Annotated in this window: 12 protein-coding genes and 1 pseudogene; 4 read left to right on the top strand and 9 right to left on the bottom strand. The window is 69.5% G+C overall.

Annotated elements, in window-relative coordinates; all coding sequences use genetic code 11:
• Positions 1-157 precede the first annotated feature (157 nt).
• Entirely contained in the window at positions 158-1,282 is a 1,125-nt protein-coding gene (locus OG202_RS28205) for a zinc-dependent metalloprotease (RefSeq protein ID WP_326579388.1), read from the bottom strand.
• Between the two features lie 192 nt (positions 1,283-1,474).
• Positions 1,475-3,115: a D-alanyl-D-alanine carboxypeptidase/D-alanyl-D-alanine endopeptidase gene (gene dacB, locus OG202_RS28200; protein ID WP_327728342.1), complete on the bottom strand. Its 1,641-nt coding sequence runs from the start codon at positions 3,113-3,115 to the stop codon at positions 1,475-1,477.
• 79 nt (positions 3,116-3,194) lie between these two features.
• Here dacB and OG202_RS28195 point away from each other — a divergent pair, with 79 nt between their 5' ends.
• Both OG202_RS28195 and OG202_RS28190 read left to right on the top strand, forming a co-directional pair.
• On the top strand, positions 3,195-3,686 hold the full coding sequence (locus OG202_RS28195; RefSeq protein WP_020113767.1) for an inorganic diphosphatase: 492 nt from the start codon (positions 3,195-3,197) through the stop codon (positions 3,684-3,686).
• A 136-nt stretch (positions 3,687-3,822) separates the two neighbouring features.
• Positions 3,823-5,550 (top strand): threonine/serine ThrE exporter family protein, encoded by a 1,728-nt coding sequence (locus OG202_RS28190; protein WP_328223797.1) that lies wholly within the window; start codon positions 3,823-3,825, stop codon positions 5,548-5,550.
• A 175-nt stretch (positions 5,551-5,725) separates the two neighbouring features.
• Here the strand turns inward: OG202_RS28190 and OG202_RS28185 are convergent, their stop codons facing one another.
• Both OG202_RS28185 and OG202_RS28180 read right to left on the bottom strand, forming a co-directional pair.
• The gene (locus OG202_RS28185) at positions 5,726-6,685 is read right to left on the bottom strand and encodes a DedA family protein (protein ID WP_327728344.1); all 960 of its coding nucleotides are present in this window, start codon (positions 6,683-6,685) and stop codon (positions 5,726-5,728) included.
• 177 nt (positions 6,686-6,862) lie between these two features.
• On the bottom strand, positions 6,863-7,624 hold the full coding sequence (locus OG202_RS28180) for a MerR family transcriptional regulator (protein ID WP_327728345.1): 762 nt from the start codon (positions 7,622-7,624) through the stop codon (positions 6,863-6,865).
• Between the two features lie 228 nt (positions 7,625-7,852).
• On the opposite strand from OG202_RS28180, the gene OG202_RS28175 reads away from it, so the two are divergent.
• Entirely contained in the window at positions 7,853-9,292 is a 1,440-nt protein-coding gene (locus OG202_RS28175) for a glutamate decarboxylase (protein WP_328223796.1), read from the top strand.
• Positions 9,293-9,377: 85 nt separating this feature from the next.
• Here the strand turns inward: OG202_RS28175 and OG202_RS28170 are convergent.
• From OG202_RS28170 to OG202_RS28150, 5 genes and pseudogenes are all read right to left on the bottom strand, one after another.
• Positions 9,378-9,473: pseudogene (locus tag OG202_RS28170) on the bottom strand (daunorubicin/doxorubicin resistance ABC transporter ATP-binding protein DrrA); the annotation flags it as partial.
• 87 nt (positions 9,474-9,560) lie between these two features.
• Positions 9,561-10,202: a PadR family transcriptional regulator gene (locus OG202_RS28165; RefSeq protein ID WP_327728347.1), complete on the bottom strand. Its 642-nt coding sequence runs from the start codon at positions 10,200-10,202 to the stop codon at positions 9,561-9,563.
• Positions 10,203-10,227: 25 nt separating this feature from the next.
• A complete protein-coding gene (locus OG202_RS28160; protein ID WP_328223795.1) occupies positions 10,228-10,776 on the bottom strand; it encodes a DinB family protein in 549 nt (182 codons plus the stop codon).
• Between the two features lie 140 nt (positions 10,777-10,916).
• Positions 10,917-12,377 (bottom strand): aldehyde dehydrogenase family protein, encoded by a 1,461-nt coding sequence (locus OG202_RS28155; RefSeq protein ID WP_326579408.1) that lies wholly within the window; start codon positions 12,375-12,377, stop codon positions 10,917-10,919.
• Positions 12,378-12,508: 131 nt separating this feature from the next.
• Positions 12,509-13,333, bottom strand: a complete 825-nt coding sequence (locus OG202_RS28150; protein ID WP_405896087.1) for a helix-turn-helix domain-containing protein — start codon at positions 13,331-13,333, stop codon at positions 12,509-12,511.
• 325 nt (positions 13,334-13,658) lie between these two features.
• Here OG202_RS28150 and OG202_RS28145 point away from each other — a divergent pair, with 325 nt between their 5' ends.
• The gene (locus OG202_RS28145) at positions 13,659-14,174 is read left to right on the top strand and encodes an ATP-binding protein (protein WP_326579412.1); all 516 of its coding nucleotides are present in this window, start codon (positions 13,659-13,661) and stop codon (positions 14,172-14,174) included.
• Positions 14,175-14,217 lie beyond the last annotated feature (43 nt).

Here is a 14,217-nt window from a genome sequence, read left to right as displayed (position 1 = left end):
GCCCGAGCTCGGTCACTCAGAGTGTGTAGATGGTGACAGAACCGGGCCGTTCCCCGAGCATTGCACGCCTACCCCTCGCTCACGGTCCCTCGGACGGGTGATTGGAGGGGCGTTTGCCTGCCGTCGGCCGGATTCGTTCACCACGCTCGCGCGCGGCTCACGACTCCGCCTTGCGATGCACCCGCGCGACCCAGTCCGCCGGTTTGGCGATCTCCGCCTTGGTCGGCAGGGTGTTCGGGGAGGTCCACACACGGTTGAAACCGTCCATGCCGACCTGTTCGACGACCGCCCGTACGAACCGCTCCCCGTCCCTGTACTGCCGGAGTTTGGCGTCCAGACCCAGCAGCTTGCGCAGGGCCTGGTCCAGGCGCGAGGCCCCCTTCGCGCGGCGCTGCTGGAACTTCTCGCGGATCTCGGCGACCGAGGGCACGACCGCCGGGCCGACCCCGTCCATCACGAAGTCGGCGTGGCCCTCCAGGAGGGACATGACGGCGGTCAGCCGGCCGAGGATCTCGCGCTGTGCGGGGGTCTGCACCAACTCCACGATCGAGTGACCGTCGTCGCCGACCTCTCCCTCGGGCCGGCCACCCGCGAGTGACTGGGCGGCCTCCCGGACGCGCTCCAGGAAGGTCGTGGGGTCGACCTCGGTCTCCCCCAAGAACGACTGGATTTCACCCTCCAGGTGGTCCCGCAGCCAGGGGACCGCCGTGAACTGCGTCCGGTGCGTCTCCTCGTGCAGACAGACCCAGAGGCGGAAGTCGTGGGGCTGTACGTCGAGTTCGCGCTCCACGTGCACGATGTTCGGTGCGACGAGGAGCAGTCGGCCGCCGCCGTTCTCCCCGGCCGGGAGTTCGCGGGTCGCCGGGGCGAACGTCTCGTACTGGCCGAGGACCCGGGAGGCGAGGAACGACAGGAGCATGCCCAGCTCCACGCCGGTGACCTTGCCGCCGACCGCGCCCAGCACGGCCCCTCCCGGGGTGTTGCCGCGACGTTCCTGCATCTTGTCCAGCAAGGGCTTCAGCAGTTCGCGGAAGCCGGCCACGTTGGCCCGGACCCAGCCGGGCCGGTCGACGACGAGGACAGGGGTGTCGTCGCCCGTGTCGGGCAGCATCCGGGTGAAGGCGCGGACGTGCTGCTCCGACGCCTTCGCGTGTCGGCGGAGCTCGGCGACGATGGCCCTGGCCTCGTCGCGGCTCACCTCGGGGCCCGGCCGCACGAGCCGGGTCGCGGTCGCCACCGCGAGATTCCAGTCGACCATCTCGGCACCACCGATACGAGTCATGTTGTCAACCGTACGTGAGCGCTGCCGCTTGGGGCAGGCCACGACGGTGAGGGGTGGTACCGGTCGCGCTTCGCCTGCGGGTGCGTCGTGGTTGCTCGCGCCCACGCGGCGGAGCCGCATGTCGACACAGCCCCGCGCCCCTGAAAAGCAGGGGCCGCGCCCCTTTTGCCTTTCCCCGGCCCGCTTCCCCCTTCAGCGGCAGCCGCACGTCGCCAGGGCCGAGGTCGCGTCGGACAGGGCCTTCTTGGCCGGCTCCGTGTTCTCCAGTGCCGTCTCCGTGGCCAGGAAGGCGAAGGCGAGGAGGCGGCCGTCGGCGTCCACGACCGTGCCGGCGAGGGTGTTCACGTTACTCAGGGTGCCGGTCTTGGCGCGGACGACGCCGGTGCCGGTGGCGTCGGAGGGGTAGCGGGTGCGGAGGGTACCGGTGAAGCCGGCCACCGGGAGGCCCGTGAGGACGGGGCGGAGCTCGGGGTGGGAGGGGGCGGCGGACTCGGCGAGGAGGGTGGTGAGGAGGGCGGGGGTGAGCCGGTTGCCTCGGCTGAGGCCGCTGCCGTCCGCGAACTCGACGCCTTCGAGGGGCAGTTCGAGCTTCTTCAGTTCCTTCTTGATGGCCGCCGCGCCGCCCTCGAAGCTCGGCTGCTCGCCCGTCGCGAGCGCGACCTGGCGGGCCAGGGCCTCGGCGATGTCGTTGTCGCTGTGGGTGAGCATGCGCTCGACCAGGGTCGACAGGGGTGGGGAGGCGACCTCGGCGAGTTCCTCGGCGTTCTTCGGGGCCGGGGCGGAGCCCTCGGTCTTCGCCTTGATGCCTCGCTCCTCCAGGAGGCGGGCGAACTTCGCGGTCGCGTCCGCCGCCGGGTCCGGGGCGCGGTCCGCGCTGCCGCTGGACGAGTCGTCGAGGCGGGCCTCGTCGGCCATCAGGGGGACGACGAGGGCGAGGTTGCCGTTCACGCCGATGGTGTGCTGTTCGGGGCCTTCGTAGAGGGAGGTGTCGTAGGTGAGGGTGATCTCGTTCAGGTGACGCTTCCGGAGGGCGGCGGCCGTCCTGTCGGCGAGGGTGCGCAGGCTCGCGTGGCCGCCCGTGTCCTCGCGGGCGGTGAGGGTGGGGTCGCCGCCGCCGACCAGGACGACCTCGGCGGAGTCGGGCTCCAGGACCGTGCGGGTCTCGATGCGGTGGTCGGCGCCGGTCGCCGAGAGGGCCGCGACGGCCGTGGCGATCTTGGTGGTGGAGGCGGGGGTCAGCGCGTCGTCCGCGTTCTGGGAGTACAGCTGCTCGCCGGTCTCGACGTCCACGACGGCGGCCGCGCGGCGGGGGCCCAGGACCGGGGAGTTCAGGAACGGGTCCAGGGCGGCCGACAATGCGGCGGACTCGGGGGCGGAGCCCGCGCCGGAGGTGCCGCCGAGGCCGGCGAGCACGGAGGGGGCGCTCGGCGCCGGTTTGGGCGCCCCCGCCGCCGCGCCGGGATCACGTCCGTGATCTGCGCCACCCTGGCTGTCCCGCGATGCCGCCCAGTCGCGCTCGGCCGTACGCTGACCGGAGGAGTCCCAAGGTCCGGCGGCGGCCACCGCCCCGGCCGAGAGCACCAGCCCCAGGGTGGCCGCGCCGGCGGTGAACTGGAGGGTCGTGAGCTTCTTCGTGCTCCCCGTGAGCTGCGAAGAGCGTGCCGTGACGGCGCTCGTGACGCGTACGGCGCCGGGTTTCACCACCTGCGCGACGCGCGCGGCACCGGGCTTCACGGCGCGCGTGACGCGCGCGACCCCCGGTTTCACGCCTCGCACCACCCGCACCACATGCGGTCTCGCGGCCCGCCAGACCTTCGGCTCCCGCACGACCACCAGCCCCTTTCGCGATCACCCACCTGCGTGAGGGACACTTAACCACCAGAACTATGTGTTGATCATGGAGGAGCCACCGGTGGAGTTCGACGTCACGATCGAGATTCCGAAGGGTTCGCGGAACAAGTACGAGGTGGACCACGAGACCGGTCGGATCCGCCTGGACCGTCGACTCTTCACCTCGACCGCCTACCCGACCGACTACGGCTTCGTCGAGAACACCCTCGGCGAGGACGGCGACCCGTTGGACGCGCTGGTCATCCTGGACGAGCCGACCTTCCCGGGCTGTCTCATCAAGTGCCGTGCGATCGGCATGTTCCGGATGACGGACGAGGCCGGCGGCGACGACAAGCTGCTGTGTGTCCCGGCGACCGACCCGCGTGTGGAGCACCTGCGTGACATCCACCACGTCTCGGAGTTCGACCGCCTGGAGATCCAGCACTTCTTCGAGGTCTACAAGGACCTGGAGCCCGGCAAGTCCGTCGAGGGCGCCGACTGGGTCGGCCGCACCGAGGCCGAGGCCGAGGTCGAGAAGTCGTACCTGCGCTTCAAGGAGCAGGGCGGTCACTGACCCCGGCTGCCTTGTCGGTTGTCTCGCGAACGGGCCGCGTACCCCCTTGGTGGGGTGCGTGGCCCGTTCGCGTACAGGTAAGTGTCGGTGCGCATACTGAGGCGTACCTGAGGTGTCGTACTGGGAGCGCGGCGGAGTGGGAGTGACGGAACCCGAGGCCCACGGGCCGGAGGAGGACCGCAAGCCGGTGTCGGATGAGGCAGGCAGTGCGTTCGTGCCGGTGGGCGTCGTTCTGGGGATCGACGGCGATGCGTCGGTGACCTCGGAGTTCGCGATCCCGGCCGGACTGGACGTACCGGCCACCGGGGCGGAGTCCGAGGCGCAGGCGACCTCCGAGTTCGCCCTGCCGGAGGGGCTGGCGCCGCCCGAGCCGGTGGCGACGGAGCAGGAGGGGTCCGCGTTCAGTCTGCCGCGGACCTACAGCGCGCGACACGCGCCGGTCGCGTTCACACCGGCCAGCGGGATCCCGGTCGTCAGCCTGACCAAGGACGTGCCCTGGCAGGACCGGATGCGGACGATGCTGCGGATGCCGGTGGCGGAGCGTCCCGCCCCGGAGGCGCCGACGCGCGTGGAGGGCGAGACGGGGCCCGCCGTGCCCCGGGTGCTCGACCTCACCCTGCGTATCGGCGAATTGCTGCTCGCGGGCGGCGAGGGCGCGGAGGACGTGGAGGCGGCGATGTTCGCCGTCTGCCGCTCCTTCGGCCTCGACCGCTGTGAGCCGACCGTCACCTTCACCCAGCTGTCGATCACCTACCAGCCGTCGCTGGTGGACGACCCGGTGACGGCGTCCCGGATCGTACGGCGCCGGGCCACCGACTACACCCGGCTCGCCGCCGTCTTCCAGCTGGTGGACGACCTCAGCGACTCGGAGAGCACGACCTCGCTGGAAGAGGCCTACCGGCGGCTCGCGGAGATACGGCGTAATCGGCATCCGTATCCCGGCTGGGCGCTGACCACGGCAAGCGGGCTGCTCGCGGGGGCCGCGTCCGTGCTGGTCGGCGGTGGGGTCGTCGTCTTCGTCGCCGCGGCGCTGGGCGCGATGCTCGGCGACCGGCTGGCCTGGGTGTGCTCGGGGCGGGGGCTGCCGGAGTTCTACCAGTTCCTGGTGGCGGCGATGCCCCCGGCGGCGATCGGGTTGGCGCTGACCCTGGTGCAGGTGGACGTGGAGGCGTCCGCCGTCATCACCGGTGGGCTCTTCGCGCTGCTGCCCGGGCGGGCGCTGGTCGCGGGTGTGCAGGACGGGCTGACCGGCTACTACATCACCGCCTCCGCCCGGCTGCTGGAGGTCATGTACCTCTTCGTGGGCATCGTGGTGGGGGTGCTGCTCGTCCTGTACTTCGGCGTGAAGCTGGGCGCCGAGCTGAACCCGGACGCGGCGCTCGGCAGCGCGGACCGGCCGCTGTTGCAGCTCGGGGCGTCGATGCTGCTGTCGTTGACCTTCGCGCTGCTGCTTCAGCAGGAACGATCCACCGTGCTGGCGGTGACCCTGAACGGGGGTGTCGCCTGGGCCGTGTACGGGGCCATGCACGAAGCGGGCGGTATCTCGCCGGTGGCGTCCACGGCCGTGGCCGCGGGCGTGGTGGGGCTGTTCGGGCAGTTGTTGTCGCGGTATCGGTTCGCTTCCGCGTTGCCCTATACGACCGCGGCGATCGGGCCCCTGCTGCCGGGATCGGCCACGTATTTCGGGCTGTTGGGGTTCGCGCAGAACAATGTGGACGCGGGGCTGGTGTCACTGACGAAGGCGGCGGCGTTGGCCATGGCCATCGCGATCGGGGTGAACCTCGGGTCCGAGGTGTTCCGGCTGTTCCTGCCCGGCGCCGCGCGGGCGGGGCGGAAGGCCGCGAAGCGGACCAGGGGGTTCTGAGCGCCTGACAGCTCGGGGGTACGAGTGCGTTGGCGGGTGCGTTGGCGGGTGAGGGTACGTCGTGGTTGCCCGCGCCCACGCGGCGGAGCCGCACACCGATACAGCCCCGCGCCCCCCAAAAACAAAAGCACCCGCGCCCCCGAGTGACGGGAGCGCGGGTGCGTGGCCCGCTGGGTCAGTACTGCGGGTGGTCCTGGCCCTGGTAGCCCTGCTGGTTCTGGTTCGGGGGGTACTGGTTGCCCTGGGGGTACTGCTGGGCGTACGGCTGCTGCGGGGGCTGCTGGTAGCCGTAGTCCTGGTGGCCCTGCTGCTGGTAGCCCTGCTGGTTGCCGTAACCCTGGTCGCCGTAGCCCTGCTGGTCGTAGCCCTGGTTGTCGTAGCCCTGGTGGGGGTCGTACGGCTGCGGCTGGGGGTCGGCCGGGGGGACGCGGCGGAGTTGGGTCGTGGCGTCGTCCATGACCGGGGCGGCGGGGGGCTGCTGGGACTGCTGGGGGTGGGACTGCTGGGGCTGGTTCTTCTTCGCCTTCCTCGCCTTGAGGAGTTCGACGATGATCGGCAGCACCGAGATGAAGACGATGAGGAGCAGCATCGCCTCGATGTTGGTCTTGACGAACTCGATCTGGCCGAGCCAGGAACCCAGGAGGGTGACGCCCGCGCCCCAGAGGATGCCGCCGACGACGTTGAAGATGAGGAACGTGCGGTACCGCATGCCGCTGACGCCGGCGATGATCGGCGTGAACGTCCGCACGATGGGCACGAAGCGGGCCAGGATCAGGGACTTCGGGCCGTGCTTCTCGAAGAACTCGTGGGCCTTGGTGACGTTCTCCTGCTTGAACAGGCGGGAGTCGGGCCGTTTGAAGAGCGCGGGCCCGACCTTCTTGCCGAACATGTAGCCCGCCTGGTCGCCCAGGATCGCGGAGACGCAGATCAGGACGATGGCCAGCCACAGCGGGAAGTCCAGCGTCTTGGCGGTGATCAGCATGCCCGCCGTGAAGAGCAGCGAGTCACCCGGCAGGAAGAAGCCGATGAGGAGGCCGGACTCGGCGAACACGATCAGGAGCAGGCCCCAGATGCCGAACGAGTCGAGCAGATAGTCCGGATCCAACCAGCTCGGTCCGAGGGCGATCGTCGTCACGGTTCCGGGCTCCTGGGGGGTGAGAGAACGTGGGTGCCTGTGGGTGAGGACCCACGACGGTGGGACCCATAGGGGTGACCAAAGCTATCAACGCACGGTCACCCCACTAGGTTCCACCGGCTCCTCCAGAGTGCCCTGTGCCCGCCCTGAGACCAAGCTGTGTGGTCAGCCGTGCGGTCAGGGGCGCCGCCGGGCCGCGTTCGCGACGATCGCGTCCCGCAGATGCTCGGCGAGACCCGGGCGCGTGGAGTCGTAGAACGCCTTGAAGCGCTCGTCGGAGACGTACATCTCGCCCAGGCCCTGGTGCATCTCGTACGGGCAGTCGTAGAACCAGGCGCCGATGTGCTGCCGGTGCTCCTCGGCCATGTCCATGGCCGCCTCGCCCGTCGGCTCCTCACCGGCGGCCATCAGGGCGTCGTAGCGCGCGCCCCAGTCGGCCACCTCGTCCTGCATGCGCTTCCAGTCGACCTTGGTGTACGAGGCGGCGCGGCGCTGCGACTCGGCGTACGCCTCCGTGCCGCCCCAGCGCTGTTCCGCCTCCTCGGCGTACTGCTCGGGGTCCTTGTCGCCGAAGACCTCGAACCGTTCCTCGGGGGTGAGGTTGATGCCCATCTTGCTTGCCTCCATGGCGTGCTCCACGGCCGCGGCCATCTTCTGCAGCTTCTCGATCCGGGCGGTCAGCAGCTCGTGCTGGCGGCGCAGGTGCGTCCGCGGGTCCGCTTCCGGGTCGTCGAGCAGGGTCGCGACCTCGTCGAGGGGGAAGCCGAGCTCCCGGTAGAACAGGATCCGCTGGAGCCGGTCGAGGTCGCCGTCGCCGTAGCGGCGGTGGCCCGCGCCGGTGCGCTCGCTCGGTACGAGGAGGCCGATCTCGTCGTAGTGGTGCAGCGTGCGCACCGTGATCCCGGCAAAGCCCGCGACCTGTCCCACGGTGTAGCCCATGCTTCCGCTCCCTTTCTCGGTACGGGTTCCAGGCTGGGGCCTCACGTCGCGTGAGGTGCAAGTCTTTGAACGCCTGAGGGGGTGGGGGGTCGGTGGGGCGGCGGGTTCGGGTGCGTGGGGGCTGGTCGCGCGGTTCCCCTGCGCCCCTCAGAAGCAGGGCCCGATCCTTCAGGGGCGCGGCGTCCGTGCGAGGTGCGCGTCCCCGGCGGCGGACCTACCGTCGAAGACATGCCACTGCACCGATGGGACAGCGACGCCTCGCAGGACGACGGGCACCCCCGGAACGACGGGCACCGCCTCGCCGTGAACCCCTTCTACGGCCAGGCCAACCCGGTCGGCGGCATGACCGAGGCCCCGCCCAAACACCGGCTCCCGGACGCCCCACTGGCCCCCTCCACGGCGTATCAGGTCGTCCACGACGAACTCATGCTGGACGGCAACTCGCGGCTGAACCTCGCCACCTTCGTCACCACCTGGATGGAGCCCGAGGCCGGGGTCCTGATGGGCGAGTGCCGGGACAAGAACATGATCGACAAGGACGAGTACCCGCGTACGGCCGAGCTGGAGCGGCGGTGCGTGGCGATGCTCGCCGATCTGTGGAACGCGCCCGATCCGAGCGCCGCCGTCGGCTGCTCGACCACCGGTTCGAGCGAGGCCTGCATGCTCGCCGGGATGGCCCTGAAACGGCGGTGGGCCAAGCGGAACGCCGACCGGTACCCCTCGGCGGACGCCCGGCCCAACCTCGTCATGGGGGTCAACGTCCAGGTCTGCTGGGACAAGTTCTGCAACTTCTGGGAGGTCGAGGCCCGGCAGGTGCCCATGGAGGGCGACCGGTTTCATCTCGATCCGGCGGCGGCCGCGGCGCTGTGCGACGAGAACACCATCGGGGTCGTGGGCGTTCTCGGGTCCACCTTCGACGGGTCCTACGAGCCGATCGCGGAGTTGTGCGCGGTGCTCGACGACCTTCAGGAACGTACGGGCGTGGATGTGCCCGTCCATGTCGACGGCGCGTCCGGCGCGATGGTCGCGCCCTTCCTCGACGAGGAGCTGGTGTGGGACTTCCGGCTGCCTCGGGTGGCGTCCATCAACACCTCCGGGCACAAGTACGGGCTGGTGTATCCGGGGGTCGGCTGGGCGCTGTGGCGGTCCGCCGCGGAGTTGCCGGAGGAACTGGTCTTCCGGGTGAACTACCTGGGCGGCGACATGCCCACGTTCGCGCTGAACTTCTCGCGGCCCGGGGCCCAGGTGGTCGCGCAGTACTACACCTTCCTGCGGCTCGGGCGTGAGGGATACCGGGCGGTGCAGCAGTCGACACGGGACGTGGCGGTGGGGCTCGCGGAACAGGTCGGGAAGTTCGGGGACTTCCGGCTGCTCACACGAGGGGACGAGTTGCCGGTGTTCGCCTTCACGACGGAGGAGGGCGTCGGCGCGTACGACGTCTTCGACGTGGCCCGGCGGATGCGGGAGAAGGGGTGGCTGGTACCGGCGTACACGTTTCCGGAGAACCGGGAGGATCTGTCCGTGCTCCGGGTGGTGTGCCGCAACGGGTTCACGTCCGATCTCGCGGCACTCTTCCTGGAGGATCTCGGGCAGTTGCTGCCCGAACTTCGGCGGCAGTCCGGACCGTTGATCCGGGAGAAGGGGACGGCGACGGGGTTCCATCACTAGGGAGCGGCCTGGATCGGGCGGGTGCGGGTCCGTTGGCGGGTGCCGGCGCGGGGCCGTGTCTTTCAGGGGCGCTACTTGCTCAGCCGGCCACCCGGAGGTCGAGCCCGTCGAGGGCGACCTTTCCGCTCCTGCCGCCGTACTTCTTGCGTGCCCCTTCGACAGTGATCGCCGAATCCGTCATTGCGGGACCTCCCCAGGGGTCGAGATCATTAGTCAAAGTTGACTACATACTCAAAGTAACCCTTCGAAGCCCAGTGGTCAAACTTGATTAGTGGTCGTCCTCCGGATGCCGTTCCCCCGTCGCGTACGGGTTCTCCTGGCCCTCCACCAGGACTCCGACGAACGGCTCGCCCTCTCCCGCGAAGGTGTAGGCGCCGCCCCGGATGCGGTCCATGAGGCCGCGGGTCCACTCGGCGCCCGTGTCGGCGGAGTGGATCCAGAAATTCATGATCTCGCCGATGTGGCCGAGCTGACCGGGGCCGTCCTCGGGGGTGTAGTACTCGGTGACGGCCCCGCGCCACTGCTCGATGGAGCGCACGCGCTCCTCCAGGAGTCCGAGCACCTCCTCCCGGCCGAGGTCGACCATGGTGCCGAGTGCCGCGGAGAGGATGTCCGGCTTCTGGTCGTAGGCGGTGAGGGACTCGCGCACGAGCCTGAGGTACTCCTCGGTGCCCTTCTCCGTGATCTCGTACTCGGTGCGGGGCGGTCCGCCCGCGGTGGAGGGGGCGATCTCGTGCGCGACCAGCAGTCCCTGTTTCGCCATCTGCTTCAGGGCGTGGTAGATCGAGCCGGGCTTGGCGTTGGACCACTCGTGCGCGCCCCAGTACTCCAGGTCGTTGCGCACCTGGTAGCCGTGGGCCCGCCCGTGCTGGCGCACCGCGCCCAGCACGAGAAGACGGATCGCTGACATGGGCCCAGCGTAGAACCACGCGGGGTCACCCCCAGCTCGCGCCCTGCTCCTTCGCCACCAGCTCGAAGGCGGTGGCGCCGTCCAGCGATTCGCGGATGATGTCGGCGTGACCGGCGTGCCGGGCTGTCTCGCGGATCAGGTGCAGGCACAGCCAGCGCATCGAGAGCCACTCGTCCTTCGGGTTCCAGGACGTCTTCGGCAGTTCGAAGGTGTCGTCGAGGCTGGGCACCGCGCGGATGAACGCCTCCGTTTCGGCGGCCACCTTCTCGTAGTAGGCGAGCTGCGACTCCACGGTCTCGTCGCCCACGAGGGTGAAGCACTCGTGCCAGTTCGACTCGTCCCGGTGCGTCGTCGGGGGCTCGCCCTTGGCCCGGGCGATCCACCCCTGCTCGACCTCGGCGACGTGCTTGAGCAACCCGGCCAGGGAGAGTTCGCTGGCGCTCGGCCGGCTGGAGGCCTGCTCGTCGGTCAGTCCGAGCAGCGCGCGGCGGACGCCACCGCGCTGTTCGGCCACGAAGGCGAGCAGCGCCCCTCGCTCGTCGCCCTTCGCCTCCGCGCTCACGTGCGTGACCATGACCGTCTGCCTTTCGTCGGACCGAGGGCTTCGGAAGAGCCCCTCTGACACCGACGAAGCTACGGGCCCTTGCGGTCAGGTTCTGTCCGCAAGGACCCGTCGGAGAGGAACCGCGCGAGCGGGAGACCAGTGCCGCCTCACTAGAACGGGAAGAAGCTCCGCTTGTGCTGGACCGAGATCCACTTCTGGGTGGTGAAGGCGTCCACCGTGGTCTCGCCGTTGAGGCGGCCGATGCCGGAGTGCTTCTCGCCGCCGAAGGGGACGAGGGGCTCGTCGTGGACGGTGCCGTCGTTGACGTGGAACATGCCGGTGTCGATCTGCTTGGCGAAGTTCACGCCCCGCTCGATGTCACCGGTGTGGACGGCGCCGCTGAGGCCGTACGGGGTGTCGTTGACGATGCGGACGGCCTCCTCCTCGCCGTCGAAGGGGATGAGGAAGGCGACCGGGCCGAAGACCTCCTGCCTCAGGAGGGCGGAGTCGGCGGGGACGTCGGTGAGGACGGACGGCTCGACCAGGTTGGCGGTCGTGGCGCCGTGCACGAGGGCCGTGGCGCCCTCGGCGAGGGCCTGCTCGACGACGGACTTGAGGGAGTCCGCCTGGGAGGAGTTGATGACGGGGCCGATGACCGTCTGCGGGTCGCTCGGGTCGCCGACCTTCAGGGACTTCACCTTGGTCACGAACTTCTCGGTGAACTCGGCCTGGATCGAGCGGTCCACCAGGACGCGGTTGGCGGCCATGCAGACCTGGCCCTGGTGGACGTAGCGCGAGAAGACGGCCGCGTCGACGGCGTAGTCGATGTCCGCGTCGTCCAGGACCACCAGCGCGCTGTTGCCGCCCAGTTCGAGGATCGTGCGCTTGAAGTTCTGGGCGGCGACGGTGGCGACATGGCGGCCGACCTTGTCGGAGCCGGTGAAGGAGATGACCTTGGGGACGGGGTGCTCGATGAAGGCGTCGCCTATCTCGGCGATGTCGGTGACGACGACGTTGAGCAGCCCGCCGGGCAGGCCGGCCTCCTCGAAGACCTTCGCGACCAGGGTGCCGCCGGCGATGGGGGTGTTCTGGTGCGGCTTCAGCACGACGCCGTTGCCGAGGGCGAGGGCCGGGGCGACCGACTTGATGGACAGCAGGAAGGGGAAGTTGAAGGGGCTGATGACGCCCACGACACCGACCGGCACGCGGTAGAGGCGGTTCTCCTTGCCGTCGACCGGCGACGGAAGGATTCTGCCCTCGGGGCGAAGCGCCAGCTGAATCGATTCGCGCAGGAACTCCTTGGCGAGGTGCAGTTCGAACCCGGCCTTCAGGTGCGTACCGCCGAGTTCGGCGATGATCACCTCGGTGATCTCCTGCTCGCGCTCCTCGATGACCTGGAGGGCCTTCTCGAAGACCGCGCGCCGCGCGTAAGGGTTGACCTCGGCCCATTCCTTCTGGGCCGCCTGGGCGGCCTGGTAGGCCTCGTCCACTTCATCGACCGTGGCGATCGTGATCGACGCGAGCTTCGCGTCGTCGTACGGGTTGAAGTCGATGATGTCCCAGGAGCCTGAGCCCGGGCGCCACTCGCCGCCGATGTACTGCTGGGCCAGGTCGGTGAAGTAGGACGACATGTGATCCTCAATCAGTCGGCATCGATCAAGATTGATCACTCGTCATCGTACTGGTGGGTAAAGGGAGTTGGAGAGCTACTTGGGAGACTCTGTGAAGAGTCTCAGGGAAGCCGGTGGGCCTCCGTCGGGCCTCAGGAGAGCTGCAGCAGCCCGCGCAGCAGGTCCCGGCTCTCGGCCGGGGACGGGCTGTCGTCCTGGAGCTGCTTGATCGCCCGCTCGTACTGGGCGATGTCCTCGCCCTTGTCCAGGTAGAGCGCGCTGGTGAGCTGTTCGAGGTAGACGACGTCGGTGAGGTCGGACTCGGGGAAGCTCAGCACGGTGAAGGCGCCGCTCTCGCCCGCGTGGCCGCCGAAGCTGAACGGCATGACCTGGATCGTCACGTTCGGGCGCTCCGAGAGGTCGATCAGATGCTGGAGCTGACCCCGCATCACTTCCCGGTCGCCGTACGGCCGGCGCAGCGCCGCCTCGTCGAGGACGCAGTGGAACTCGGGGGCGCTCTCGGCCACCAGGTACTTCTGGCGCTCCATGCGCAGGGCCACCCGCTTGTCGATCTCCGCCTCGCTCGCGCCCTTCATGCCCCGGGCGACGACCGCGTGGGCGTACGCCTCGGTCTGCAACAGGCCGTGCACGAACTGGACTTCGTAGCTGCGGATGAGATGGGCCGCCGCTTCGAGGCCGACGTAGGTGGGGAACCAGCTGGGCAGGACGTCGGAGTAGCTGTGCCACCAGCCGGCGACATTGGCCTCCTTCGCCAGGGAGAGCAGCGAGGTGCGTTCCGCGTCGTCGGTGACGCCGTAGAGGGTCAACAGGTCCTCCACGTCACGGGTCTTGAAGCTGACCCGGCCGAGTTCCATCCGACTGATCTTCGACTCGGAGGAGCGGATCGAGTACCCGGCCTTCTCCCGGGTGATCCCCTGCGACTCGCGCAGCCGCCTGAGATGCGAGCCCAGCAGCATCCGCCTCACCACCGACCCGCTCGATTCACCGGCACCCACGTTCGTCCAGCCTCCCCAACTCTTCAAGGGCCGCAGTCTGCCACTAAACCACTCCGATCCGCACTCGCCCGGTTACAGAAATGGAAAGCCTTCAACATCTGAGACGGACGAGGCAGGGGAGAGAGGGGAGCAGAGCGACAGAAGAAATGTTGAGCAAGCGGTATGGTCAGGTCCATTTCGGGCGCGTGCACGTGCATCTGCCCTTGCATCTGCTGTACGCATCAGAAACCATGGTCCCGCGCCACCGCTGCATCGCAACGACCGCGAACACCCGGGAGTGCCTCGCATGGGGACGAATGGATCGACCATGCTCGAACCCTTACGGCAGGGACTTCCGCCACTTGATCCCGCGACCGTGTCCAACGCCGCGTCCTGTGCGCTGCCGCCCCGCTACGAAGCGGTGCGCGAGGCACGGCAGTTCACCCGGGGCACGCTCGGCCAGTGGCGGCTGGACGACCGTTTCGACGACGTCTGTCTCGTGGTCTCGGAACTCGTCACCAACGCCCTGCGACACGGCCTGCCCACGAGCAACGGGCTCCGCCCGGCCCAGGACCCGCCCGTCCGGCTGCACCTGATGCGCTGGACCGAGCGGCTGGTGTGCGCGGTGCGCGACCCCAGTCACGACAGCCCGGTCACGGGCGACTCCGAGGACTTCTCGGCGGAGTCGGGGCGGGGGCTGTTCCTGGTCGACTCGTTCGCGGACAGCTGGGGCTGGCATCCGCTGGGCGGCGCGCTCAGCGGCAAGGTGGTCTGGGCGCTGTTCCAGGTGCCGCCGGGGCCGGGCCTGCCCTCCGCCCACTGACGAACCGCGGCGCTTTTCGGCGCCGCGGTTCTACGCGTGTCAC

This window comes from Streptomyces sp. NBC_00310, from assembly GCF_036208085.1.
Classification (GTDB): Bacteria; Actinomycetota; Actinomycetes; order Streptomycetales; family Streptomycetaceae; genus Streptomyces.
The sequence above is the reverse complement of the archived record's forward strand: the minus strand, read 5'-3'. Positions and strand labels throughout refer to the sequence as shown.